We start from the raw sequence: 26,800 nt of genomic DNA, 5'->3' as shown, positions 1-26,800 counted from the left end.
TACAATAAAGAATCTATAGAGGGCTTAATGGATAAAATAACAATTGATACAAATTTAGTCCAAAAGCTCATTGCCGAGCAATTTCCACAATGGCAATCACTACCAATACATCCAGTTGTACAAAGTGGTTGGGATAATCGAACGTTTCATTTAGGTGAAGAAATGGTGATTCGTTTGCCTAGCGATAAGGGGTATGAGCCACAGATTCATAAAGAATATCGATGGTTGCCCTGGCTCTCCAAAAAGCTTTCATTCCAGATTACACAACCTATTGCACTAGGAAAACCATCACCAGCTTATCCATGGAATTGGAGTATCAATCGTTGGATTGAGGGAGAGTCTGCTTCAAGACAGAATATTCATGATATAAAGTGTTTTGCAGAAAAATTAGGGAAAAGTTTAAAAGAATTTCAATCTGTAGATGCTACAGATGGGCCTTTGGCTGGCGCACATAATTTTTATCGGGGCAGTTCATTAAAGGCCTATGATCATGAAATGCAACTTGCAATTCCTAAAATTAAAAACGTTTATGAACAAAGAATTGCAGAATCTTTATGGAAACAGGCACTTTCTTCTGAATGGCGTTTAAAGCCAGTTTGGGTTCACGGAGACATCGCTGTTGGAAATATTTTGGTTCGTAGCGGAAGACTATGCGCTATTATTGATTTCGGCCAGCTTGCTGTAGGAGATCCTGCGTGTGATTTGGTAATAGCATGGAATTTTTTTTCCAGCGAAGAGCGAGAAGTATTTAAAAATGCAGTTCAGCTGGATAATGATACCTGGATACGCGCTTTAGGATGGGCATTATGGAAAACTTTATGTTGGCCAATTAAAGGTACTGATGTAAAAAAGGTTTTGCATGAAATTTATTCGGATTATGATGCGATTAAATAAGCATGTCGGAAGTATTCAATTTTTAAGATTCGGCTATATAGAGGTACAAACCAATGTTTTATCTCAGCTATATGAGTTTAATCAATTATGAACGTGAATAATGAGAACAGATTTCATTTTAAACCAATGAATAAAACACAAGAAGACCTTGTTCTTGACTGGATTAGTCAGCCACATATTAATGAATGGCTTCATGGCAATGGTTTAAGTAATACAATAAAAGACATTCATGAATTTTTAAACGATGGGGAACCATGGGCTACTCATTGGATAGCATATGATAATGAAACCCCATTCGCTTATTTAATTACTTCTGAAATAGAGGAGTCAGAAGAATATCCTGATGGTGCAGTAACACTCGATTTATTTATTTGCAGGCGGGATTATATTGGTAAGGGATTATCAGTACAGATGATACATGAGTTTATCTTAAGTCAATTTTCTGATGCTAAAATCGTACTTATTGATCCTGAAATCTCTAATGAGCGTGCAGTTCATGTTTATAAAAAAGCTGGTTTTGAAATCATTGGGGAATTTATAGCTTCATGGCATCCAGTGCCACACTATAAAATGCGATTGAGTATTGAGAAATTAAAAAACAAAACGTCTCAGCCTAAAGTAACTTGATTATGGTTTTCCACCCTCAATTGACATTTAAATGGCAGTTTATCTGGTGAGAGCTGGTTTGTAATTTCATGATATCTTTTTTGAGCATAGGCATGACGTAGGCCATGGCAATTTTTAAGTTCTAGTTTTTCTGTTTCAGTTTGATATTGCCTTAAATATTGTTTATAGGTTTTTTTCTGGGCAATGGAAGACGAATCCGACCTATAGTATGCTCCCACCATCAACTGAAGTGAGCCTTACTTTATTAAGTAGTTGAAGAGTATTATCCCAAATCTATTAATCATCTGACCCCTATCCTTTGCGTTGGCTGTTGTTTTTCATAACTAAAATGCCCAGCAAAAACATGCACCCCATTGCCAAGAACTATGATGACAAGAAGTAGTAGAATGATTGTGGTGATGGAACTTTTGGTTAATTGATGCGAGTACGTTTTCTCGATGATAACCTCCATAATATTTAACTGGAGACCATGAGGGACTAACAGGTGGAATTGGCGGATTGTATTGAGAAAAACTATCGCAAGCATGGACGATTTTCCCACCTACCACCGTCATTAACGAATAGATGTCTTTAATATCCTCTTCTGGTACTAAAAAAAAATCTTTAGACAGAACAGCAAAATCTGCTAATTGATTAGAAAGAAAAGATCCCTTTAAATGTTCTTCATTAGAAAACCATGCACTTCCTTTAGTATAAAGCTCTAATGCTTTTTCTCTGGAAAGGATGTTGTCTTCATTATAAAGTGATTGTCCACCTATTGTTTTTCCTGTAGTGAGCCAATATAAACATAACCAGGGGTTATAACTCGAAACTCGAGTCGCATCTGTCCCCATGCCGATTGGAATCCCTGCTTCAATTATTTTGTTAATTGGGGGAGTAAGTAAGGTTTTTTCTTTCCCATAGCGTTCACTAAAATACTCTCCTTGAAAAGCCATCCTGTTTTGAATAGCTATACCACCACCGATTTTTTTTACCCGATCTATTGAATGATCAGAGATGGTCTCTGCATGATCGAAAAACCAATGTAAATTATCAATAGGGATCTCTGAATGGACCTCCTCATAAACAGTTAGAGCTCTAGCAATTGATTCATCATAAGTTGCATGTAATCTAAAGGGCCATTTATTTTCTGCTAAAAGACGTACAACAGGTTTTAGTTGTTCCTCCATTACAGAAGGTAAGTCAGGTCGCGGTTGCAGAAAGTCTTCAAAATCAGCAGCTGAGAAAACAAGCATTTCACCGGCTCCATTATGACGATAATAGTCATTACCTTGTTGGTATTTCGAAGTTTTTGTCCAATGGGTAAAATCATCTAGTTCATATCCTGCTCTTTGCGTAAATAAATTATAAGCGATTCTTAAAGATAATTTATTTTCTTGATCGAGCGCTTGGATTATTTCATAATCATCTGGGTAATTTTGAAACCCACCACCAGCATCGATCACACTAGTGACTCCAAGACGGTTTAATTCGCGCATAAAATGTAAGGTTGAATTAATTTGATCATCACGACTAAGCTTAGGGCCTTGAGCTAATGCAGAATAGAGTATGATGGCGTTAGGATGGGCAATTAATAAGCCGGTTGGATTACCTTTTTTATCACGCTGAATCATGGTACCAGGCATTTCTTTAGTATTCTTATCATAACCAATGGCATTCAATGCGGCTCTATTGAGTAATGCGCGATCGTAGAGATGAAGGACAAAGACAGGAGTGTCTTTTGAAACCGAATTGATTTCATCCAATGTTGGCATTCTCCGCTCTTTAAATTGAAACTCAGTCCAACCACCAACAATTCGAACCCATTGGGGAGCCGGAGTCCGTTCAGCTTGCTCTTTAAGGATAAATAACGCTTCACTAAGTGTTCGAACGCCATCCCAACGTAACTCCATATTAAAATTCAGTCCACCACGAATTAAGTGGATGTGAGAATCATTTAATCCTGGAATTACAATTTTTTGCTGTAAATCAACCAGTATCGTCTCGGATGTTTTTAGTTTAATAATTTCTATATCAGAGCCAAATTGAACAAATTTATTATTTTTAATAGCAACAGCAGTTATTTTTTTATTACTAATACCCGAGCCTTTAAAATTTCCATTGTAATAAATTGTATCCATTGCAAGGTTCTCCTTGATTGCCCCTGATATAAAATCATTAGCCTGCGTTGGTGCTTTTATGAGGCTGGGGGTCACGTATTTATCTACTCCTTAAGAAAGATACTATTTTACCATTTTACCTTTCCATTCACTTCTTGGCTTTTGTTTGTGAACGATTGTATACGCATAATCAACGCCCATACCGTAAGCACCACTAAACTCTTTGACAATATTCATGACACCATCATAAGTATCTCTTCTTGCCCAATCACGTTGCCATTCAAGCAGTATTTGCTGCCAAGTTACAGAGACAACTCCAGCCTGTTGCATTCGATTCATAGAGGATTGTTGTGCTATTTCGCTTGTACCACCACAAGCATCCTCAACTACATAAATTTCATAACCATCTTGCATTGCTGAAAAAGCACACATATTGATACATACTTCAGTCCACAAGCCTGCAAGGATTAACTTTTTCCTGCCAGTATTATCAACATGTTGCCTCACTAGTTGAGAGTCCCATGAGTTCATGCTGGTGCGCTCAATAACATTATTTTCAGGGAATACATCGAGTAACTCTGGCCATATAAAACCGCTAAAACTTTCTGTTTCCACAGAGGTAAGAATAGTAGGAACCTGGAATAGTTTTGCTGCGTTAGCCATGGCTACGGCATTATTCTTCAAAGATTGCCGATCAATACTTGCGACACCAAAAGCCATTTGTGGTTGATAATCAATCATTAATAGCACCGAGTTTTGGGGGGTCAATAGTTCTATTTTTTTGTCCATAAATATGTTCCTTCTATGATTTTTTTCAACTCATCTGGTTAGTAGGTTAAATATAGACCATTTTTCTTGCTTTTAATAAAAATAAATGGAGATGATACAAAATATTCGGATTATAATTTTCTGAGCTTGATGTTTGGTTATAAATGTCCTGCTGCAGAATTGGGGACAAGGATTTGCCAGTGCCGCGCATTATACAAGAAATACCAGAAGAAATAGGTGTTCAAGGTGCTATTTTAATGGAGTTCTTTCCAGGTACTCTACTTAATCAACAGAGATTAATGATAGAGTGGCTTATGAAATTGGAGTAAATATGCTTAATCGACAACACCTAATGCCATGGCTTAACTGGGGGATGGCTACGACTTATGTTTTTTTTCAATTTTTTCTTCAAGCAACGGCAGGATTGATGGCGTCTAAGTGGAGTCTGGATTTTCAATTAACTAAAACACAGGTAGGTTCGCTATCTGCTGCTTTTTTTCTAGCATATGTGATCATGCAAATTCCGGTTGGATTAGCTTATGATCGCTTTGGGACACGTAAAATTTTAATATCGGCATCGATATTACTATCCCTTGGCATATTTGGCTTGGGATTAAGTCAATCGTATGGGCAAGCTTATCTCGCTCGATTAATCATGGGATCGGGAAGCGCCTTTGGTTTTATTGGGATGCTTTATGTCACTGCATCTTGGTTTTCCAATCGTCACTTTACGATGCTGGTTGGCATTTCCGAGACTTTAGCGATGATGGGAGTGGCACTTGGGGAAGTTGGTATGGCTTCACTTATTACTCACTTGGGTTGGCGCGTTACCATGTATGTTGTTGGATGTTGCGCCATTGTAGTCACCTTATTTGTTATTTTTATTATTCAAGACCCAGAGCATTGTTCTATTTCTGAAGAAAGAGAACAGATATCCCCATCGAAAGCGCTCAAACAAGTTCTGCAAAATCCACAAGTCTGGCTCGCAGGACTTTATGGATTTGCTATGATTTCGATCATTAATGCAATTGCTAATTTGTGGGGAATTCCTTTTTTAGTTCATCGTTATCCAGCAATGTCTTTGTATACAGTCAGCACTCTGATGTCTGTCGTATTTATCGGAGCCGCCATTGGAGGCCCCTTTTGTGCCTGGCTTGTTCAATGCGGTGTAAAAAGACAAATAGTAATGACATTATTTGCCTCGCTAACATTTTTGTTTTATTCATTTGTTGTCTATTTGAAGATTGAATTTTTGGGAATATTGTATTTTTTATTGTTCCTCACAGGCTTTTTTTCTTCCGCATATATTTTGGTATTTGGAGTAGTAAAAGACAGTGTCACCAACGAACTTCGCGGTACAGCATTATCAACATCCAATATGATCTTAATGATGAGTGCTCTTATACTTCAGCCTTTGCTTGGTAAATCACTCGAGTTACATTTTAATTTTGAACAGACTTTGTCTATTATTACGGCAGCGCTTGTCATCGCCACACTATTATCCTTGGCTTTAGATAAAAAACACATAATGAAAGATGAAATAAATCCAAATTCTATGCCTTAACTTGGGCTGTTTTTTTCGTTTATTGCTGCTCTACTGAAAATGCACATAATTCGAGGCAATTCATCGTTTTAATTGTCGCTATACACATTAATGTTCCCTTAACATTCATTATATATAATAGCTATAAGTTGCCTTTTTTAAGTGTAATGGTGAATGTCATGTCGCGATTAAAAAAAGAAGTTGACACAGTAAAACAAGCTTTAGAGAGACAAATTGGTAGAATGTCTTCCGTAATAGCATCAGGAAATAAAATCAGAGATTTCCTAGGCGCCTCAAGCGTGCAAGACTATAAAAGAAAAACTTTAGAAAACATATCGAGTGAACTTCAAAAAGTAAGTATTGAGACGCTTAAAAAAAATTTGCAAGAGCAAGCTGGATATTATATTCAATATTCAACGAAAAAAGACGACAATTCACCTAAAAGATATCGTGGATTTTTTCATCGTCATGGTGATACTGGTGTAAAAAGAGCACAAAAATTTTCCCATGAGCTTGATTCTGCAAATACAATAGGAGATATTTTTAGAGCGATCCAGGAAGCAAGCGGTGGGAATTACCACCAGCATTCATTAAACGCCTATATTGCAAGAGCGATGATAGCATGTGTAAATAACGCGGGATTAAGAATGTCGGGTGAAAAATATGATAGGACTGTTGGATTGGTAGACAAAGCTCTGTTTGCCCCCAATATACCAGAACATGATTTAGAGGATTTTTTAACATTAGCAGGAAAATCTATTTTTATTCGAGATGATTATAATACTCCTAAAGTTGAACTAAATCTTCAATAATGAGGGTTCTAGGTATCATTGATGATCTCATGCAAGCACTCAACGGGTTCAGGTTTTTTCCTTCCTCCTACCGTAGAGAAGGAAAGGCCTTAACTCCAAATGTTTTTGGTTGAGTTGTGCAATTGCATGACTCGATTTCCTTTAATTCAAATGAAGAAACCGTATCATGGCTGCACGACTTAGTGCACTGATTATCTTTTTTACAGGCATAATACCGATTTATTCCAATTTTTATACCTCATATGATCGTACCGATCGATAAAGAACCAGAGAACTAAATGACTTGGTTAAAAAAATATTCTCAAACGAATCGGCGAACTTAAAGCGACTCGTTATTTTTTAAATCTCGCTAAGGTTTAAACGGAATTTGTTGAGGTTTGGTATGCAGTGCGTATCTAGCAGTTAGCCCCAAAAAGGAACTTACTGGAGCGTATAATTTGGCCGGATGCCAATAATATCAGCAGATCTAATAATGCCAATACACTTTAAAACATAATCATTAATCAATTGTACTGGATATCATTCATATTAACCTGAATATTTAGAAAAATTTTCCCAAATTTTCTTAGCCTTACATTTTGTTTCACTTGGCCCGATAAGAGGTTTGAGCCGAGATGCCTATCAATAATTAAAAATGGTAAAACATTGGTCTTTTTGGGCTGTATTTGACAAACAGTTCTTAATCATTAAGCTTATATAGAGTGTTTTCCCAAGTTCTTTGAAGTATAAGACTATAAGGAGAATAGTTATGAATGATTTTAATGACAATGCAAAAGAAATTAAAAAGAAAGCAAGCCAGCTTTTGGATACAGCCAAAGAAAAAGCGGGAAATGCTTATTATGAGACTAAACCCAAAGCAGAAGAACTAGTAGCGCAAATTGGTGATACAGCGGCGGATTTATATAAATCTGGCAAGGAAGAATTGAGTAAAGCTGAAGGATATATTGAAGATTCTGTAAAAAGTGTTTCTCGCTCTATCCAAAAACAACCACTTACTTCAGTTATTCTGGCAGCAGGAATAGGGTATATTTTTGCTAAAATTTTTAAATAACAAGGATGAAATAAAAATGGCTCATTCAAATGTACGTTCTGGTGAGGTTGTTGGGGTTTCAGTTAAAAATCATGATTTAAAAGATTTGGGAGAGGTTGCGGAAATAGTAATTGATAAAGACACAGGAAAAGTGACTTATTTAGTGCTTGATTTTGGTGGCTTTATGAGTTTTGGCAATAAATTTTTTGCTATTCCTTGGAATGCCTTTACCTATAATCTTGATGAAGATTGTTTTATTTTGAATATAGATAAAGAGCGGTTAAAAAATTCCCCTGGTTTTGATAAAGATCATTGGCCGGAGTTCTCTCCAGAGTATGTTCAATCTATTTCAAATTTTTATGGTTGGTAATTAAAATAAAATATAGTGCAATAGGTTCCCTTGTAATTAGCTGAGGGCGTCGTTTCAGCTTTTTATAAGGGAGTCTTAGATAAAATAAGTTCTTCCACAGTTATAGGGATATTTAATCAAAAGTGAATGGTAAGCCTCCCAAAAATGCTAAAAGTCGAATTTTTTCGTAATCTAAGTGCAGGAGGTTCGGCATGAAAAAGACAGCCAAATACCATCAATATTGAAGCAAGTCGAAGTGAGATGTCCATTAAGAGCTTAATTGGGGTTTGGGTTTAGGTACATCATATCCAATTAAATGGGGAATCTGCTTTAAGATAATGATTATCCCAATACCGCTTAACATACCCTTAATTACCGATGAGGGAAAATAATAAGCAATGATTCCACCACGTAGAAAACCGGCTACAATTTGCATGATTCCTGCGATAAACCCGGCCAATAAAAATGTTTTCCAAGAACCTAAGTATTGTTGAGCAGCGAGAACTATTGCTACAAGACCTGCAGCTGGGCCGCTTACTCCCAATGCGGAACCGCTGAGAAATCCAACAACGATCCCCCCCACTATTCCAGCTATAATTCCAGAAAATAGGGGAGCCTCTGATGCTAGTGCAATACCGAGACACAAGGGTAGGGCGACTAGAAACACCACTATAGAGGCTTGAAAATCATATTTTAAATAAGGAAAAATTCCCTTTTTCATTTTTTAATCCTTAAACTCTTAATGAATAATATAATGCTATGTTCTCATTTTAGATTGGAAATTACTTGCATCATCTAGATTTTGTTTCTCAAGAAACGAATTTATTAGAAAAATTATAGTACATGGTATCCAAAAAAATGCGCGTGCTGATTTATTTGGGTAACACTAATTCTCTGAAAAATCATTATAAGATCGATTTTTTAAGGACGGTGGCTACGTTTAATTTGAAAGGAAATTTTTCCTCCTCTTTCAAGAATAGCTATATCTACTAATTCAAGATTACAAAGGCCGCATTGCAATCTTAATGACTGCATTATATCGTTTCTCGTAATTCGTGTGCATTCGAGATTTTTTTTAATTAGTTTTCCATTTTTAATGAGTATAATTTTTTCTCCTTTAATATATTTTCCCACTCGATGGCTTTTATAAGTTAAAAAGGCCATTATTTTATACATCAAAACAATCAATGAGCACACTATTATAGAAGGCAAAAGAGGTATATTGTTCACAATTGCTTCGCCCAAGATAGCCCCCAAGATAATATATATAATAAAATCCAAGGCGCTATGATTTCCATAAAGCCGAGACAAGTTCATTCTGAAGATCACAATCGCATACAGTGTAATTATTATCCCTCGTAAATAGAGACCATAATCCAAAAGTTCGTTTATTCCTAAAAAATTTCCCATGCTTCCCCCTAATCTGGAGTTATTGTATTATTTTGACAATGGAAACCAGTGGCTCATAGTAATCATCTCATTGGTGTCTTATATAACGATCACCGTATTAGCCGAAGTAGTTCCGTATTATGCGCCTACTTATTTATTTTTAGCGGTCGTTTTATTAAAACTTTTTTCAAAAAGAGTTGTAGCGTATAAATTGAGGATTTCTTCAATCATCATTTTATTTATCAATTATGATTTTTGATTTAAGTTTGTTAAAAAGAATAAATACAATCGCAGCTATTCCCCCAGCGATGATGCCCGTAATGAAATCAATACCCAAAGAGAGAATTGAAGATACATTTTCGGTGTACGAATGAATTACAGACACTTCGTGTGTAATAATCCCTCCTCCAACCAAGAACATAGCTATTGTTCCTACTATACCTAAAAATTTCATCAAAATTGGAGCTGTGCCGATTAAAAAAATGCCTATTTGTCTGATTGGTTGCTTTTTTTCGCGTAAAATGAACCCCAAATCATCCAGCTTTACAATTAAGGCCACTAAACCATATACACCAACAGTCATGATGAGTGAGATGATGATTAAAATTACTACTTGATTAATTAAGGATGTTGCGAGGACGGTTCCTAATGTTATTACTATAATTTCAGTTGATAGTACAAAATCAGTGCGTATGGCCCCTCTAATTTTATCCTGTTCCAATAAAGACATGTTGATATTAAGTTTCTCTATTTTTTTTGCGCTATTATTTTTTTTATGAAATACTTTTTCAATAATTTTCTCGAATCCTTCAAAGCACAAATAGAGTCCACCCAATAATAAGAAGAACCTTACAAGCGGTGGTGCAAAAAAACTTATCAAGAGTGCAGATGGAATTAATATGCATTTGTTGAGAATAGAGCCTTTGGTCACTTCCCAGATAACAGGTAATTCTCTTTTCGCGTGAATACCTAGTACTTGTTGGGCATTAAGTGCCAAATCATCACCCAATACACCCACCGTTTTTTTAGTAGCTACTTTAGTCATAACTGCAATATCATCTAATGCGGTTGCGATATCATCAATTAGAGCTAATAAACTTGTTCCGGCCATAACTTACCCTTATATTCCAGAAGGCAAAAAGAAGTTTGAAAATATAATATCATTATTATTTATTTTATAAGCGAATGGGAACATAAGACTTTGATAAATATTTATCTTATATGTTTTTACTGTAATTTTTAATTATGCTGAAATGATCTTATTCCATTTTTATTTTCATCAGATGAAGGTAGAAATCTAACCATCTCATGTATGAAATGGTTAGTATTTAGTTTGCAATTTTTAATTAGGTCCATTTTGCGAAGGAAGGTCCGTGGATAGCTCTTCTTTTTTACAGCGCATACCGTAACAAGCCCCGATACAGCATGAGAAAGCCCCAACAAAAAAGAGAATGAAAAGAACCCAACCACTCCATGCCAAATGTTTTGCTTCTACGGATACACTAGGGGAGTTACTATTTTTCTCACTCGCTACTACTTTATCTCCAACTAATGAATTAGTAACTTCTACGGTCGCAAAAGATGGACTTAAATGATTTTCATATGTAGAGATATAGCGAGTTGTAGGGCCGATAAGCACGATACTTAGTATTAAAGCGATACTCCAGGTTATAAAACCATACAGTACCCCACCATGGCAATAGCAATGATGAAATCTGCCTAAATAACCTGCTACAAATCCTGCCGTTGCCATTGCGGCAATAGTACCGATTAACAAACCAATTACCCCACCTATAGCAATTACTTCACCGCCATTTGCAGATGAACTGTATGCACTTAATCCAATGGCCATGCCAAAGAGATTGAGTAAAAACCCCAGTCCCACTCCTACTACAGCCCCTGCTAGAATAGCAGTCCAACAAATGCGAATAACTGTTGTTTTATAACAGCCTGTTTTTATGATAGTTTCAGTATGCATGGTAATTTCCTTTTTCAAATATGAGAGATAAGCCAAATTAATAAAAGAACACTCACTGGTATACCCAACAACCATCCAATTATGTAACCCATTTTTTTCTCCTTATAGATAAAAATATTTTTACTCATTAAATTAAATAAATTTATTTTTTATTTGATCGCATCATGTTTTTTATCAGATGAAGCTGTATGTTGAGCAGCGTTTCTGGAAGGACTATTTGGCGATTTATTAGAATTCGAACTAGAATGCTCCCTTCTTAAGGGAGAAGAGCTTTTGCCATGTGCTCTTTTTGCCGAAGAGCGGGAATCCTTGCTAATTGAAGAGGCATAAGATTGCGACTTTTTCATTACATCTTGTGTTTTTTCACGAGATTCTTGAGATAGTTTTTCCCAGATATTAAATAGTTGATGCATATAATCAAGGCTTTTATGACTATTATCTATAAAAACTTGAACACTTTTTTCTACTAAAATTTGAGGATTATTAGTTTGAAAATCTTCCGCTTTTAAATAAGAAAATTTTTCAAATGTCTTTTTATTTAATTCTACAATTTGTTGTAGAGGTAGACTTAGGCTATTAAATGAATTTGGATTAAATTGTTGCATGATACGCTCCTTGTTGCATTGCACAATTCAAGGATAGTTTATTATGTAATTAAATCAAGAGAAGAGTAACTCCTTTATAATAGGTAAGCAGTAGCGTTCCGGTTTGTAGTACCGCAACCATGTTTTTTTGTACATACCAATCGATTTAGGGTGGATTTGACAATTTTCAAGTCATTGAGTTTCGTTTTATCAATGCAACGAATGCTTTACGATTAATTACTAAAATCGCCAAACGTTGTCTGAAGCGTATTTTTAAACCAAGACAATTGGATTTATTCTATCAGCCGAGTGATGGGCAATACATCAAACAGAACACTTTAGACAACTATTAGGACCCCCTTTTATTGTGATATTTGTAAAAAGAACTATCCATCCTATAATTATCCAAATGCACATGGTTCCAAATCTATCTTCTTTTTGGAGTAGTTATGTATAAAAATATTATGTTAGCCATTGATGGAAGTGAAGTTTCTAATTGTGCTATTGAAGAAATTATAAAGCTATCAAAAGGCTACGACATGAATTTACGGATTATTCATGTGGTCGATGAAAGTATTTATGCGAGTGGGCGGCTTGATTTGGATTATGCTTCCTTACTTAAATTAGCGATAGAAGAAGGACAAGAAATTTTAGATAATGCAACAAAAAAAATAAACACTCAATCGACAATAAAAGTTGAAAAAGTACTTTTGGAACTGAAACAACTACGAGGTAGAGTTGCAGAAATAATTGTTAAAGAGGCTGAGAAGTGGCCCGCTGATTTATTGGTTGTAGGTGCACATGGCAGACGAGGGTTTAGTCGATTATTTTTAGGCAGTGTGGCTGATAATATCATCCATATAGCGACTGTACCTGTTCTTTTAATTCGAGGTTCGGAGTAGTAGATTTGCACTAAGGGACATAACTTTATGAATTATTATGTCCGAAAAGAATTATTTATTTAGCGATTTGGATAAATGTCTGCTGCTTGGTTATTATCCCTAAAAAAGAAATAACAACACAAAAACAGGAATACAGCCTTATCGTTAGCTATATGTTATTCGTCATAATATAATGGTATGACAAATCATGCTACGCTACGAGATTCTCATTTAGGATTACTAATTAGATATCCTATAGGTTCTAGGGATTTTATTTCATCACAAATCACTTTTGTTATTGCCAGTACGGGAAGCGCGAACATAATACCAGTTATTCCTAGTAATAATCCGCCAATTAACAGTCCTAATATTACGGCAAAAGGGTTAACACTCACCTGGCTACCAATAATATTGGGAGTTAAAAAATTACCTTCAAGGAATTGTACAATTATAAAAATAAAAATCACAGCAAAGGCATACCCAAACGATCCTTTTGTCAATAAAACAAATAAGGCAGGAAGTAGAGAACCAATAAAAATACCAATGTAGGGGATAAGTATTAAAATAGCAGCTAATACACCAAACAAAATCGCATGTTCCACACCTAAAAGCCAAAGCCCCAAAGTATTCAAAAGGGCAACGATGAAAATAATAAGAAGTAAACCAAATATATAACGACCGACAACAGATAAAATGCGAGTTAAGATCCGATTTAAATTGGAATGGTATTTCTCCTTAACCATTTTGAATAAAAAATTTTTAAAAAACTTTCGATAATTAAGGAAAAAAAATAAAGCAATAATAAAAATTGATATTGAAGCAAAAAGTGCTGTGGTAAATGACAAAGTACGATTGAATAAAACCGTGCTGTTTTTAATTATTATTGTAAACATTTCGTTTAGAAGAGAAGTTTGCTGCTCTTCACTTATGCCTAAAAAATTACTAACCGAGCTTTGGATATGGGATGGTATTGAGATCATATTTTGACTAATATGACCTAGCTTAAAGTCGATACTCCGTATTTGAGCTTGAAAAAAAAGGATAAGCCCCCCTAAAAAAATAACGAATGTAACTACCGAAATAAGAGAAGCCAAGAGACGAGGAATTTTGAATTTTTCAAGGAATGTACCAAACGGTTTTAAAGCCAAAGCTAAGATAAGTGCTGCGAGTAAAGGGTTAAATAAAGTGGCTGAGATAACAAGTATGTAACCTGTAAGTAGAATATTTGCAATAAAATAAAAATACTTTTGTGAGAATGGAGTCATCATTTTTTAACTTCTCCAGGAGCAGTTATGTGCTCAGCTATATCTATTAAAATATACTCATAATCAAGGAAGCCATTAAAGCCATCCCTATATCTTTCATAAGGCGACTGAGCTGATAGAGGCGAATCTAGATCAGTATCCATAGAAGGACAATTGATATCAAGCCCTGGCTGCAATCCCTTGAACCCTTAACTTTTCAGGTACAAAAATAGCATAATAACCCAATGTTTGCTCATCGGGTTTAGGTGAAAAAACCGACATTTTTGTAATTGTAAGCATTAATCTATAATTAATTTATTTGTAAGTGTGGTTAAACTTAGCAGTCATATCGTTTTTTAGCAAATAGTATGTATTAACTAAGGATAATGAAGTTAACAACATCACCAAGTCGATATGTGTACTGCAGCTTATATTCAAGCACTAAATCCATGCTGAGGAGCAATAAAAAAATCAAGGTAGTAAACAGGACTTGTCATAGGGGCTGTAGCCAAAGAGACTAATCCATTTGCTATCGCAGCAGCAACCAGAAAAAACCTGCAATCCTTGCCATCATGAGCATCGAAGTCATGTCATAAAAGGAAACCGTGGATTAACGACCAATCCATCATAGGATTTTATCCCCATAGAGAGTATTTTTTCCTGCATGGACATGTCTTATAGTACTTATCCTTAAGCGAAGCTGCTTTTCAGTTTCAATCACAGCGAAAAATAGTACACCAGTTACAACAATGAGTACCCCATCCCAAAAAGGGATAGCTTCAGTAACAAATATTGTTTGTAAAGGAGAGAAATAAGTGATTGCAAACTGTGCCACAGTAATTACAATGACTGCCATCCAAACAATTTTGGTTCCTTTTACTGCTTTCCATGTAAGTGAGGTGGTATAAATATTACGAATATAAAACAAATGAAAAATTTCAAGTACGACCAGGGTATTTAACGCGATTGTACGCGCTAGCTCAAGGGAATAACCCCGATCCAGTGCATAAAAATAGATGCCAAAAATGCCACAGATAAATAGAATCGAAACCAGAATAATATGCCATACCAAACTTCCAGTTAGCAGAGGTTCATTTTGAGGGCGAGGCGGGCGATGCATGGTTCCTTCTTCTGTAGGTTCAAATGCTAGAGCAAGGCCAAGCGTCGCGGCAGTAATCAAATTAATCCATAAAATTTGAATAGCAGTTACGGGTAAACTCAAACCTAAGAGCAGTGCCAGAATAATAGTCATTGCTTCACCTGCATTAGTAGGCAAAGTCCAGCTGATAACTTTTTTAAGATTGTCATAAACGGTACGGCCTTCACGAATAGCTGCCACAATAGAAGCAAAATTATCATCTGTCAGTATAAACTCAGCCGCTTCTTTTGCGACTTCACTGCCTTTTCTGCCCATGGCAATTCCAGCATCCGCCCGTTTCAATGCTGGAGCATCATTCACCCCATCACCGGTCATGGCTACAGTCATACCATGCGATTGCAATGCCATGACCAGTCTTAATTTATGTTCAGGACTGGTGCGAGCGAAAATATCGGTATCCAGTACAGCATTTCTGAGTGTTGCATCATTCATGTTATCCAAATCAACACCCGTTAAAACCTTGTCCAAATTTTTAAGTCCTATTTGCCGACCAATGGCAAGCGCGGTACTGGCATGATCCCCTGTAATCATTTTGACTGCGATACCTGCAGCATGGCATTGCGCCAACGCCGAAATGGACTCCGGCCGTGGGGGATCAATTAGGCCAACCATTCCAAGCAGGGTCAAACTACCTTCAATATCCGCAAATTCCAAAACTGTATGTTCTGTCTTTGCTTTTTTGATTGCGAAAGCCAGTACACGCTGTCCTCTTGCAGCCATTTGCTCCATTTGCTCTTTCCAATACATTTCGTTTAAAGGCTGTATTTCACCCCAATTGCTCTGTTGATTTTGGCACATCTTCAAAACTTGTTCAGGAGCGCCTTTCACAAGGATCATTGCATGCTTTAAATGGTTATGATTTAAGGTAGCCATAAAGCGATGTCTGGCATCGAAAGGAATCACATCGGTACGTACCCAAGATGCGTTTTCTTCTTTTAGAATAAGTCCTGTTTTAACGGCAAACGCGAGTAATGCCCCCTCCATCGGATCGCCTTCTACAGTCCAGTTCCCTTCCTGGTCATGAAGTGTTGCATCATTACAAAGCGTTGCTGCCCGCGCGAGTTTCTTAAGCAGAGGATACTCGTTGCTATCAATCACTTGTTCGTTTAGCGTAATTGTTCCTTGAGGTTCATAGCTGATGCTATCTAGTATAAACCAGTGATTACTGGTTAAGACAGAGGATACCGTCATCTCATTTTGGGTCAGCGTACCGGTTTTATCAGCACAGATAACCGATACCGATCCCAAGGTTTCAATAGCAGGGAGTCGGCGTACAATAGTGTGTCGTTTCGCCATGGCCTGCACCCCGATGGCTAGTGTAATCGAAAGTACTGCAGGAAGGCCTTCAGGAATAGCTGCTACCGACAAACCAACGACGACCATAAACAATTCACCAAACGGATGGTGCTGGACAAAATAACCATAAACAAGAAGAATTGCGGCGATTAATAAAATGAATAAAGTGAGCCATTTTGCAAACAGCCCCATTTGCAGGACTAATGGCGTAGTTAATGTTTCTACTCGTGATAATAATCCACTAATACATCCAATTTGAGTGGTGGAGCCTGTTTCTACAACAATCCCTTTGCCTTGGCCATTGGTCACTAATGTTCCGCTAAAGGCCATGCACGTCCGGTCCCCTAAAGCAGCATTCCTTGAAACCGGATGGATGTGTTTTTCAACTGGGACGGATTCGCCAGTGAGTATGGCTTCTTGAGTAGTGAGCCCATGAGATTTGATTAAGCGTACATCGGCAGGAACTTTATCTCCTGCTTCCAGCACTATAATATCGCCTGGAACAAGCTTCTCGCTGGCAATGCGTACTCGTTCGCCATCCCGTACTACGATAGCAGTAGGAGAGAACATTTTTTGAATTGCATCCAGTGCTTTTTCTGCTTTTCCTTCCTGGATGAAGCCTATCAGGGCATTGATGATAACAACGGCTAAAATAACTGCAGTATCTATCCAGTGTTGTAAAAAAGAAGTGACCAGGGCAGCCGCTAGTAACACATAGATGAGTATGTTATGAAACTGGAGTATAAAGCGAAAGAAAGTACTTGTTTTTGGGGGCTCCGGTAAGCGATTGAAGCCATAAATCTTTAATCTGCTTTGAGACTCCGCCTCGCTTAAACCCATTTCTGTAGCATTTAATGTCGAGAGAATTGTTTCCTTGGATTGCTCATGCCAACATGGTTCTGAGAAGATGTTTTGTTGTTCTTCCATGGTACTTTTTTCCCTGATTAATACGTTTTACCGGTGAAACAAAGACAAGAGGTTTTAATGCCGGTAACGAACAGTCAATTTTCTGTAGAATGTTCTCTTTATAGGGGCTAATTTTAGTGCCAAGGCTTCTGTTTCATCCTTAACCCCATGGCTGACGAATAGAATAGTGTAAAATCGTTGCATAACTCACTCCTCCTTGCATCGGTTTTTTTGAGAAAACAACAATTCAGCGCCATGTTTGAATTATTGTTCACCCTTCGTATTTGATTGGCCATGAAAAAATCATACATTCAAAACCCAAGTGCATGGATAGTATTTATCCTTCTTGATTTAATGATAGGACATTAATTTGGTGTTGACAGATAAATATGACTCAAAACTTTTAACTTTTATAAAAGAGCCTCTTTTAGCTCGTTGTTCATAAGGAATAAATTAAAGCAATTTGTATGAGTAAATTGAGTTGCTATGCAGCTGTATCAAATCGAAACCGAGCCCCTCATCAATAACACCGCGATATTTCTTTGCAATAAAAAGCGTGTTCTTTGCAGTTAAAACAATCCCCTATATTTTTTAGAGAGTTAGAAAAGTATCAAATGAATACATGCGTAGGCACATATTTTGTCACATTTTTAGAAATACTCTATAGAGTATTCAAGAATAGGTTTTTTCAATAAGACTCGGAAAAATAATCATGAGTCCCTTGGGCTGCGACAGCTTCCGCCTGTCGATTTAATGCATGAATATAAGCAGCCGTGCGCAGGTCAACTTGATAAGCTTCCTGTAACTCAAAAACGTTGTTAAATTCTCTCGATATAATGGCGCGCAAACGTCTGTGCACCTGTGCCAACGTCCAGTAGTAACCTGACTTATTCTGAACCCATTCAAAATAACTTACCGTAACCCCGCCTGCATTAGCTAGAATATCAGGGACAACAAGAGTATTTTTTTTCTTTAAAATATCATCGGCATCTACTGTAGTAGGGCCATTAGCGACCTCAACAATTACAGGCGCTTTTATCTTTGCCGCATTTTTCTTGGTTATTTGGTTTTCAAGCGCCGCCAGAATTAGAATATCAACCTTTAATTCTAACAGCTCTTCATTAGTGATCTGAGTTGCTTTAACCATTTGACAGACGGAATCTTCACAGTACACGGCTTTTATCTGTTCAAATTTGTTTTTTGCATAAATAATGCTTGGAATGTCAAACCCCTGTGCACGATAGATACCACCTCTGGAATCACTAACTGCCACAATCTTGTAACCATCCTGATTTAATAATTGCGCTAACGGTTGTGCTGCATTGCCAAAACCTTGAATGGCTATGCGCATCTTTTGGGGGCGCCATTTTTTTATTTGTTCCAGCTCTTTAATACAATAATAAGCACCTAAACCTGTTGCTTCCTCTCGTCCCTGACTTCCGCCCAATGGTAGAGGTTTCCCAGTAATTACAGCGGGTGTTGCTTGACGGACAATTTTAGAGTATTCGTCCATCATCCATCCCATAATCATAGCGTTTGTGTACATATCAGGTGCAGGGATATCTAAATCCGGTCCAATAAAGTCTGCTATGGACGTAATGTAACTTCGGCTTAGTCGTTCTAATTCCAGGCGTGATAATTGTTTCGGATTGACAATAACGCCACCTTTTGCGCCACCAAAAGGTATACCAACTACAGCACACTTAATGGTCATCCAGAAAGCTAAAGTTTTTATTTCAGAAAGACTCACTTCAGGATGAAAACGAATACCCCCTTTAGTGGGGCCACGTATAGAATTATGATGGACCCGATAACCGGTAAATATTTTTAATTGCCCATCGTCCATTCGTACTGGTATCGCCACCTCAAGGCATGCTTTCGCATGTTTTAATTTTTCAACGGCTTCCGGGTCAAGCGAAGCGAGAGTAGAAGCGTTATCGAGCCTAAGCAAAGCTTCTTTATATAAATTGTCATCCATAACAATATCCTTAAAAAACATCCTCTTATCAGGATACAAATACAATCATGTTCTTCCTACTATAGCTGTTTTTTAAAATGGATTCATGTCAGTAGATAAATAAATGTTTTAATTCACTCATTAAATATGATGAGAGTCGAACCAAACCGATTTTTGCAAAAGACTTATTTTGAAAATCTAAATTGGTTTAATAATGCATCCGCTCTACTTTCTAAACTTTTTTTGCTTTATAAATGTTTGCGGTAAAAATGAGGCATCACTACCTTGATGGGTAATTCTTTTTATTATGGTCCAATGTACCTATACCGTTTGATTGTTTAGTATGTGACTGTATTAAACGCACAGTAGTTCCCGTAGCGATTCATACGATGAGGCAGAAAGACAGTTTCTTTTCCTGTAGTACAACTAAGGTGAGTATGTAAGCAAATATTGTAAATTGCTTGGATAATTATCCCAATACTGGGTACACTTAATTTTTTTATAAATTATAAAATAGATTCATGAAAAAATCGGATTTTTACAACTTAGAAACTCTTGGTGGAACTCTATTATTCATTGCTGCAGTACTTGCAATAATTGTTGCTAACTCCCCTTATCGTACTGCTTATGAGCATTTTTTAACTATCAGTGGCAATGTCTCTGTCGGAAGTCTGTCAATAACAAAGCCCCTCCTTTTATGGATTAATGATGGATTAATGGCCATATATTTCTTATTGATCGGTCTTGAAATAAAACGGGAAATTAATCGCGGGATTTTAAGTAACAAAACAAATCTTTTAGTTCCTGTCCTAACGGCATTAAGCGGATTGATATTCCCTGCATTAATATTTATTTTCTTTAACGCCCACAATACAGTCTATCTGAAAGGATGGGCAATCCCTACTGCTACGGATATCGCATTTACTTTAGGGATTGTGTCTCTTTTACGCTCTAAAATTCCTTTTTCACTTAAAATTTTACTGACTGCAATTGCCATTTTCGATGATATTGCAGCCATTATTATTATCGCATTATTTTATACCAAGAACTTATCGTTACTCTCGCTTTCACTATCTTTATTGTTTACTTTGATTTTGATTGGCTTAAATTATTTCAAATGTCGTCATATATCGGTCTTCATGCTTTTTGGAGTCGCTTTGTGGATTGCGGTATTAAAATCAGGAGTTCATGCAACTCTCGCAGGGATTGTGATTGCCATGACGATTCCTGATGAGGGTAATCAATCAATGCTGTCTCGTTTAGAAGATGGATTACACCATTGGGTTGTCTTTTTAATTCTACCTTTATTTGCATTTGCTAATGCAGGTGTTACCTTTATTGGACTTGATTTATCAATGTTTACTCATCCTATCGTACTGGGAGTCGGATTAGGGTTATTTATTGGCAAACAATTCGGTATTTTCATCTCTTTAGGTTATTTTGTTAAGTTCAAGCAAATTCTTAAAGCGGATAAGGTGAGTCTCACTCAAGTCTATGGCATTGCACTTATTTGTGGCGTTGGTTTTACCATGAGTCTTTTTATTGGCACGTTAGCCTACCAAAATAATGATTCAAGTTTAATGCCTATGGTTAAAATTGGGGTGGTTCTTGGTTCTTTTATATCGGGATTAGCTGGATTTTTAATGCTAAAAAGGGCATCAATCAAACGTAAATCATAAAGTACTTTTTTATACGGACAAACTGATTTAGTCGCATGATGCAAACAATCTTTTTAACATCGATACCGATCATTCCTGTAACAGCATTTACTGCAGCAATGTTCATGTTAATACACAATAAAGGTTGAAAAAATTCTTGTGCTACATTTTCCTGGGTGGGTTTTTATTTTTCGCTATGAGCGATGTTTGATAGATGCTTAGTACGATGCAAAAGATCAAGGTGATCACTACAATACCTAAAGCAATGAAGATAGGGATTTTAAACCAGGGTGCAATGAGCATTTTGAAGCCTACAAAGACCAAAATTAATGAAAGCCCATATTTAAGAAGATGGAAGCGACTGTGCATATTGACCAATAAAAAATATAAAGCACGTAATCCAAGTATTGCGAAAATATTTGAGGTAAAAATAATAAAGGGATCATCAGTTACTGCAAAAATAGCTGGAATGCTATCGACTGCAAAAATCAGATCACTGACCTCCACAAGAATTAATACAAGAAAAAGAGGGGTAACATACCTTAACTGGTTGTGGACGGTAAAAAATCGCTCGCCTTGCAATTTATCTGTGATGCGTAGATGCTTGCGCATCCAGCGAAGAATAGGATTTTTTGCAAGATTGGGTGCCTGTTCGGCAAAGAGAGCCATTCTAATACCTGTAATTAGCATCAAAAAACCAAAAATGTAGAGTACCCAGTGAAATTGATTCACTATCCAAACACCCAGTAAAATAAGGATTAAGCGCATGAAAATAGCACCGAGTACACCATAGATTAGTACGCGACGCTGATATTTTTCGGGGATAGAGAAATAACTAAAAATCATGAGAATAACGAACACATTGTCAATCGATAAAGACTTCTCGATGAGATAGCCCGTGAGAAATTCGAGTGCTTTTTCATTAGCAATTTGCATATTGGCTGTATCGATGAGATACCACCATAAAAGCAGGTTAAAAATGAGCGCTAAGGTGAACCACGCTATTGTCCATGACAATGCTTCTTTCGTAGAAACACGATGGGCTTTTCTCCCACCCAATAAAAACAGGTCAATAGCAAGCATCATGGCTACAAAAACTAAAAAACCTAACCACATCCACCACTCACTCACTGTTGTCATCCGATGATCCCTAAGCTTGTCTTAAATATAATTTCGTCTTGGTTTCCCTTATCATTTTAGCACGCCTTTCATTTTAATTTTTGAAGCTAATATTTTGTCAGCGTGATTGCCATCCATATCAACAATCTCAAAAATCCAGTGTTCCCATTCAATTTTATCGCCCAAATGAGGAAAACGTTCTAATAAAAAAATCAACATACCATTTAAGGTATGGTACTGATGTAATGCTCCTGGGGGTAAGTATGTCAACTGCAGACAGTTTTTAAGTTCCGGTAGGGGAATAAGACCATCTAAAAGCCATGAACCATCTTCTCGCTGCAATGCCCAAGAATCTTCAATAGTTTCAATTTGCAATTGTCCTGTAATGGCTACCATTAAGTCTTGCAGGGTCAACATACCTAAAATATCACCATATTCATCAATCACAAAAACAAGTTGCACTTTGGCCGTTTTAAATTGTTTTAATAACTCTAATCCCGTCAAAGATTTTAAAACATAAATAGGCTCCTGTAGATCTGCATTTAAATTAGGCGTTTCTTGTTTTAGCAATTGTGATAATACTTTTTTTGCATGAATGATCCCTAATAACTTATCCACCCCGCCATAACAAACCGGAAAGCGGGTGTGGTGGGATTCATCCATTAATTTTAAATTGTCTTCCAATGGTTTTTTTAGATCCAGATAAACAATATCAGTACGAGGAACCATTAATGAAGAGATAGGTCTATCATCCATCAAAAAGACATTACGCACCATTTGATGTTCTTGTGGTGTAATAACACCAGCGCCTCTACCTTCCTCCAGTAATAGCTGAAGTTCTTCTTCAGTAATATTTTGCTCATTCGTTTGTTTAACGCGTAATAAAGTTAAAAGAAGAAGAGTTGAATAGGCTAACAATGCAACAAAAGGTTTGGCAATAAGGGAAAGGACATACATCGGGCGTGCAAAAAAGACCGCGATGGGTTCGGGATGGATTTGACTAAGTCTTTTGGGAACGAGCTCTCCGATCACAATGGTGATGTAGGTGAGTAAAATTACAATGAACGATGTTGCAATAATAGTTGCAATAGGGGGGGCCATTCCAAGGCTTGTGAACCACTTGCTAAGTGGTTCCGCATAAGCATTCTCACCAATAATTCCATTTAGTATCCCTATGGAAGTAATGCCAATTTGAATGGTTGATAAAAATTCATTGGGGTTTTCGCTAAGATACATCGCCAATTGAGCTGAGCGATCGCCTGCTTCAATTTTTTTTTTAACAGTGCCTTACGTGTTTTGATCACAGCTATTTCAGCCATGGCAAAAGCAGCGTTTAATAAAATGAGACTTAGTAAAATTAAGACATCCATATTAGATTGACTCTCGTTGATAGGAAAAAATACAGCTCCTGTTGTAAAAGAAGATGGTAATTAATTCAAAATCCAATTTTACACGGTTTTTTAGTAACATTTAATAAGCGCCCCCGCTCTTATTGTTTTCAAGATAAAGCTTTGAATTTTAAGTATACCCTAAGCTTACCTCTTGTATTAGCAAAAGTGAAAGTTGTAAATTAAGTTGCAAATAAGAATAAACATATTATTATATTAGAATATACTAATATTGGAAATTCATTATGCCCGCCAGGAAATTAATTTCTGAGAAAATGGCAGAGTTTTTAAATGCGATAGCTCACCAACACCGTATTCGAATTATTGAAGAACTCCATGCTGGTGAACAAAACGTCAACAGTCTGCAATCAATTTTAGGAACGAGTCACTCGGTAGTATCACAGCATCTGTCCATTTTAAGAGCCAACAAGGTAGTCAAGCAGCGCAAAGAAAGAAACTTGGTGTTCTATCAGTTGGCTCAACCAGAATTAGCAAACTGGCTGCTTCAAGGACTAGCTTATCTCGATGGCGGATTGCAATCTGATGAAGTTATCCGCTCAGCGGTTAATGAAGTAAAGACTATATGGAGCCATACTCCAGATAATCTCCTTTAAGGATGATGTATTAAATCATAGTTGGCACTTAAATTTGCCAACAATTAGTAAGCAATATGTTGTCCTTTATGGAGGGATACAATATGTTCAAAGAGTTCAAAAGCGACCTTGTGGCAAGTATTGTCGTATTCTTTGTGGCACTGCCTTTATGTCTTGGTATTGCCTTAGCATCCGGTGCGCCTTTGTTCTCAGGCATTATAGCAGGGATAGTTGGCGGCATCGTCGTCGGTATAGCCAGCGGTTCACATTTAGGCGTTAGCGGACCGGCTGCGGGGTTAGCGGTTATTGTATTTGCGGCCATCAACACATTAGGCTCTTGGCCTGCATTCTTATTGGCAGTTATTCTCGCGGGTATGATTCAAATTATTATGGGCTATGCAAAAGCAGGATTTATTGCTTATTTTTTTCCCTCTTCAGTCATAAAAGGGATGCTTGCAGGCATAGGATTATTGATTATTTTAAAACAGATCCCTCATGCCTTGGGTTATGATAATGATTTAATCGGCGATCTTTCATACTATCAAGCGGATGGTGAAACTACGTTTGCCTCTATTAGTAGTGCACTTAATTCTTTTACACCGGGTGCAATTTTAATTTCCACTTTATCCTTGGCGGTGCTAATTTTTTGGGAAACTGTTTTAACAAAAAAGCATAAGATTTTTGAATTAATACAAGGACCTATAGTCGTTGTTTTGATGGGAATTGCAATGAACCTGCTGTTTCAATCAAATATCTTAAATTTTAGCTTAGCTCCAGACCATTTGGTGAGGATACCTGTTGCGAATAATTTAATCGAATTTTTCAAGCAATTTACTTTACCGGACTTTTCTGCAATAACCAATCCCCAGGTCTGGAAAACTGCTGTTGTTCTAGCTATTGTTGCAAGTCTGGAAACACTGCTTTGTGTGGAGGCCACTGACAAGTTAGATCCATTCAAAAGAGTGACGCCAACAAATAGAGAACTAAAAGCACAGGGACTTGGTAATATAGTGTCAGGACTGTGTGGAGGATTACCTATTACCCAGGTAATTGTTCGTAGCTCTGCAAACATTGCATTTGGTGGAAAAACCAAGCTTTCTACAATACTGCATGGTATTTTCTTATTAATCAGTGCTGCTACTATTGCTCAATTTCTAAATTATATTCCCCTTGCAAGCCTTGCGGCTATATTGATTATGATAGGTTATAAGCTAGCTAAGCCTGTATTATTTCAACATTTATATCAATTAGGCTCCGAGCAATTTATGCCTTTTATCGCCACTGTCGTGGGGATTTTGGCAACGGATTTGCTTAAAGGAATTTGTATTGGCATGGCTTTTGGTATTTTTTATACCTTACGCCACAGCTATCGCAATGCTTATTATATGAAAGATACAATAACCAAGGAAAATGCGCATGCGATTCATCATCTCGTATTGGCAGAAGAGGTATCTTTCTTTAATAAGGCCAGCATCATCCAAGCTCTGGATGCCATTCCGCCTTATTCAAAAGTAATTATTGATTGCTCAAACTCAAAATCCATTGCCTACGATGTGGTGGAATACATACGAGATTATAAGGTAAACGCAAAATTGAAACATATTACTGTCGAAACAATAAATTTTATTGAATTCAGCTAATACTTGGAGCCTACGTGGGAGCATAAAGATGAAAACATTGACTAAAGAAATGCAGGAAGCTATTACACCTGAAATTGCATTGCATTTATTGCAAGAAGGTAACAAACGATTTGTAAATAACTTAAAAGTTAATCGTAACCTGCTGCAGCAGGCTAATGAAACCTCTGATGGGCAACATCCCTTTGCAATCATTTTAAGCTGTATTGATTCACGAACATCTGTCGAGTTGATTTTTGACCAGGGTTTAGGTGATGTATTTAGCGTGCGCATTGCAGGAACTATTATTAATGAAGATATTTTAGGAAGCATGGAGTTTGCTTGCAAAGTAGCAGGGGCTAAGATAATAGTGGTTTTGGGACATTCAAAATGTGGCGCAATAAAGGGTGCATGTGATCATGTAGAAATGGGAAGTCTGACTGCCTTGTTAAGTAAAATACAACCTGCTGTCAGGGCTGAAAAAACAACAATTGAAAACCGCACCTCAAGTAACGAGGAATTTGTGGAAAAAGTTACAACGATTAATATAAAAAGAACGGTGCACGCTGTTATGGAGCGCAGTCCCATTTTAAAAGAACTTATTGAAACAGGCGAGTGTGGAATTATTGGTGGCTATCATGATATTTCAACAGGCGAAGTGTTCTTTTATCAAGATACTAAATTCGGTTTTATTAAGACTGAACTCGATAATTTGCATCTTTTTGAAAACACCATGGCAATAAGAGAAAAACCTTAGAGTTGAGTGTACGAGATAAATAGGTAGCCAAACATGAGAAAGAAGACGTCATGAGACTTTATATAGGTAATACGATACCAGGTTAGTGTTTGTTAGCGGCGTTTTACTTGGTTATCTATGAAAAGATAATGACACTATTGTCTTCATATTGCC

At 36.9% G+C, this 26,800-nt stretch carries 23 protein-coding genes and 4 pseudogenes; 13 read left to right on the top strand and 14 right to left on the bottom strand.

Annotated features, from left to right (window positions below; all coding sequences use genetic code 11):
* Window positions 1-27 precede the first annotated feature (27 nt).
* Window positions 28-894, top strand: a complete 867-nt coding sequence (locus Lpar_RS15775) for an aminoglycoside phosphotransferase family protein (protein ID WP_058518820.1) — start codon at window positions 28-30, stop codon at window positions 892-894.
* An 87-nt stretch (window positions 895-981) separates the two neighbouring features.
* Window positions 982-1,521, top strand: a complete 540-nt coding sequence (locus Lpar_RS15770; protein WP_058518819.1) for a GNAT family N-acetyltransferase — start codon at window positions 982-984, stop codon at window positions 1,519-1,521.
* Between the two features lie 6 nt (window positions 1,522-1,527).
* On the opposite strand, the pseudogene Lpar_RS19460 reads toward Lpar_RS15770, so the two are convergent.
* The 3 genes and pseudogenes from Lpar_RS19460 to Lpar_RS15755 form a co-directional block, all read right to left on the bottom strand.
* A pseudogene (locus tag Lpar_RS19460) lies at window positions 1,528-1,712 on the bottom strand (phage integrase N-terminal domain-containing protein); the annotation flags it as partial.
* Window positions 1,713-1,844: 132 nt separating this feature from the next.
* Window positions 1,845-3,641, bottom strand: a complete 1,797-nt coding sequence (locus tag Lpar_RS15760; RefSeq protein ID WP_058519306.1) for an amidohydrolase — start codon at window positions 3,639-3,641, stop codon at window positions 1,845-1,847.
* A 102-nt stretch (window positions 3,642-3,743) separates the two neighbouring features.
* Entirely contained in the window at window positions 3,744-4,409 is a 666-nt protein-coding gene (locus Lpar_RS15755) for a hydrolase (protein WP_058518817.1), read from the bottom strand.
* A 179-nt stretch (window positions 4,410-4,588) separates the two neighbouring features.
* On the opposite strand from Lpar_RS15755, the gene Lpar_RS19580 reads away from it, so the two are divergent.
* The 5 genes from Lpar_RS19580 to Lpar_RS15735 all read left to right on the top strand — a co-directional run bounded on the left by Lpar_RS19580 (window position 4,589) and on the right by Lpar_RS15735 (window position 8,143).
* A complete protein-coding gene (locus tag Lpar_RS19580) occupies window positions 4,589-4,717 on the top strand; it encodes a hypothetical protein (protein WP_272947100.1) in 129 nt (42 codons plus the stop codon).
* Between the two features lie 2 nt (window positions 4,718-4,719).
* Window positions 4,720-5,952, top strand: coding sequence for an MFS transporter (locus tag Lpar_RS15750; RefSeq protein ID WP_058518816.1), 1,233 nt, complete (start codon window positions 4,720-4,722; stop codon window positions 5,950-5,952).
* A 158-nt stretch (window positions 5,953-6,110) separates the two neighbouring features.
* A complete protein-coding gene (locus Lpar_RS15745) occupies window positions 6,111-6,743 on the top strand; it encodes a hypothetical protein (RefSeq protein WP_058518815.1) in 633 nt (210 codons plus the stop codon).
* A gap of 748 nt (window positions 6,744-7,491) precedes the next feature.
* Window positions 7,492-7,794, top strand: a complete 303-nt coding sequence (locus tag Lpar_RS15740) for a DUF883 domain-containing protein (protein ID WP_058518814.1) — start codon at window positions 7,492-7,494, stop codon at window positions 7,792-7,794.
* Window positions 7,795-7,810: 16 nt separating this feature from the next.
* Window positions 7,811-8,143: a PRC-barrel domain-containing protein gene (locus Lpar_RS15735; RefSeq protein ID WP_058519305.1), complete on the top strand. Its 333-nt coding sequence runs from the start codon at window positions 7,811-7,813 to the stop codon at window positions 8,141-8,143.
* 277 nt (window positions 8,144-8,420) lie between these two features.
* Here the strand turns inward: Lpar_RS15735 and Lpar_RS15730 are convergent.
* The 5 genes and pseudogenes from Lpar_RS15730 to Lpar_RS15705 form a co-directional block, all read right to left on the bottom strand.
* Window positions 8,421-8,843 (bottom strand): annotated as a pseudogene (locus Lpar_RS15730) (SulP family inorganic anion transporter); the annotation flags it as partial.
* Window positions 8,844-9,043: 200 nt separating this feature from the next.
* Entirely contained in the window at window positions 9,044-9,532 is a 489-nt protein-coding gene (locus Lpar_RS15725; RefSeq protein WP_058518812.1) for a DUF421 domain-containing protein, read from the bottom strand.
* Between the two features lie 214 nt (window positions 9,533-9,746).
* On the bottom strand, window positions 9,747-10,622 hold the full coding sequence (locus Lpar_RS15715) for a DUF808 domain-containing protein (protein WP_058518810.1): 876 nt from the start codon (window positions 10,620-10,622) through the stop codon (window positions 9,747-9,749).
* A gap of 231 nt (window positions 10,623-10,853) precedes the next feature.
* Window positions 10,854-11,489 carry a hypothetical protein gene (locus Lpar_RS15710; RefSeq protein ID WP_058519304.1) on the bottom strand — a complete coding sequence of 212 codons (636 nt, stop codon included), beginning with the start codon at window positions 11,487-11,489 and terminating at the stop codon, window positions 10,854-10,856.
* 149 nt (window positions 11,490-11,638) lie between these two features.
* Entirely contained in the window at window positions 11,639-12,094 is a 456-nt protein-coding gene (locus Lpar_RS15705) for a hypothetical protein (protein ID WP_058518809.1), read from the bottom strand.
* A gap of 90 nt (window positions 12,095-12,184) precedes the next feature.
* On the opposite strand from Lpar_RS15705, the pseudogene Lpar_RS19720 reads away from it, so the two are divergent.
* Both Lpar_RS19720 and Lpar_RS15700 read left to right on the top strand, forming a co-directional pair.
* Window positions 12,185-12,387 (top strand): annotated as a pseudogene (locus Lpar_RS19720) (Y-family DNA polymerase); the annotation flags it as partial.
* A gap of 135 nt (window positions 12,388-12,522) precedes the next feature.
* On the top strand, window positions 12,523-12,975 hold the full coding sequence (locus tag Lpar_RS15700) for a universal stress protein (protein ID WP_058518808.1): 453 nt from the start codon (window positions 12,523-12,525) through the stop codon (window positions 12,973-12,975).
* Between the two features lie 206 nt (window positions 12,976-13,181).
* Here Lpar_RS15700 and Lpar_RS15695 read toward each other — a convergent pair whose 3' ends face one another.
* From Lpar_RS15695 to Lpar_RS15685, 4 genes and pseudogenes are all read right to left on the bottom strand, one after another.
* A complete protein-coding gene (locus Lpar_RS15695) occupies window positions 13,182-14,222 on the bottom strand; it encodes an AI-2E family transporter (RefSeq protein WP_065236082.1) in 1,041 nt (346 codons plus the stop codon).
* 601 nt (window positions 14,223-14,823) lie between these two features.
* Window positions 14,824-17,580: a cation-transporting P-type ATPase gene (locus Lpar_RS15690; protein WP_058518807.1), complete on the bottom strand. Its 2,757-nt coding sequence runs from the start codon at window positions 17,578-17,580 to the stop codon at window positions 14,824-14,826.
* Window positions 17,581-17,605: 25 nt separating this feature from the next.
* Window positions 17,606-17,677, bottom strand: a pseudogene (locus Lpar_RS19715) (universal stress protein); the annotation flags it as partial.
* A gap of 570 nt (window positions 17,678-18,247) precedes the next feature.
* Window positions 18,248-19,537: a Glu/Leu/Phe/Val family dehydrogenase gene (locus Lpar_RS15685; protein WP_058518806.1), complete on the bottom strand. Its 1,290-nt coding sequence runs from the start codon at window positions 19,535-19,537 to the stop codon at window positions 18,248-18,250.
* Between the two features lie 500 nt (window positions 19,538-20,037).
* On the opposite strand from Lpar_RS15685, the gene nhaA reads away from it, so the two are divergent.
* Complete coding sequence (gene nhaA / locus Lpar_RS15680) at window positions 20,038-21,195, top strand: Na+/H+ antiporter NhaA (RefSeq protein WP_058518805.1); 1,158 nt, start codon at window positions 20,038-20,040, stop codon at window positions 21,193-21,195.
* Between the two features lie 141 nt (window positions 21,196-21,336).
* On the opposite strand, the gene Lpar_RS15675 is transcribed toward nhaA, so the two are convergent.
* Window positions 21,337-22,314, bottom strand: a complete 978-nt coding sequence (locus Lpar_RS15675) for a TerC family protein (protein ID WP_058518804.1) — start codon at window positions 22,312-22,314, stop codon at window positions 21,337-21,339.
* A gap of 51 nt (window positions 22,315-22,365) precedes the next feature.
* Complete coding sequence (locus tag Lpar_RS15670; protein ID WP_272947106.1) at window positions 22,366-23,562, bottom strand: hemolysin family protein; 1,197 nt, start codon at window positions 23,560-23,562, stop codon at window positions 22,366-22,368.
* A gap of 364 nt (window positions 23,563-23,926) precedes the next feature.
* On the opposite strand from Lpar_RS15670, the gene Lpar_RS15665 reads away from it, so the two are divergent.
* The 3 genes from Lpar_RS15665 to Lpar_RS15655 all read left to right on the top strand — a co-directional run bounded on the left by Lpar_RS15665 (window position 23,927) and on the right by Lpar_RS15655 (window position 26,647).
* A complete protein-coding gene (locus Lpar_RS15665; protein WP_058518803.1) occupies window positions 23,927-24,295 on the top strand; it encodes an ArsR/SmtB family transcription factor in 369 nt (122 codons plus the stop codon).
* Between the two features lie 83 nt (window positions 24,296-24,378).
* Entirely contained in the window at window positions 24,379-25,914 is a 1,536-nt protein-coding gene (locus Lpar_RS15660; RefSeq protein ID WP_202814068.1) for a SulP family inorganic anion transporter, read from the top strand.
* 28 nt (window positions 25,915-25,942) lie between these two features.
* Window positions 25,943-26,647 (top strand): carbonic anhydrase family protein, encoded by a 705-nt coding sequence (locus Lpar_RS15655; protein WP_058518801.1) that lies wholly within the window; start codon window positions 25,943-25,945, stop codon window positions 26,645-26,647.
* Window positions 26,648-26,800 lie beyond the last annotated feature (153 nt).

Origin of the sequence: Legionella parisiensis (assembly GCF_001467945.1) — a bacterium.
Classification (GTDB): domain Bacteria; phylum Pseudomonadota; class Gammaproteobacteria; order Legionellales; family Legionellaceae; genus Legionella; species Legionella parisiensis.
The sequence above is the reverse complement of the archived record's forward strand: the minus strand, read 5'-3'. Positions and strand labels throughout refer to the sequence as shown.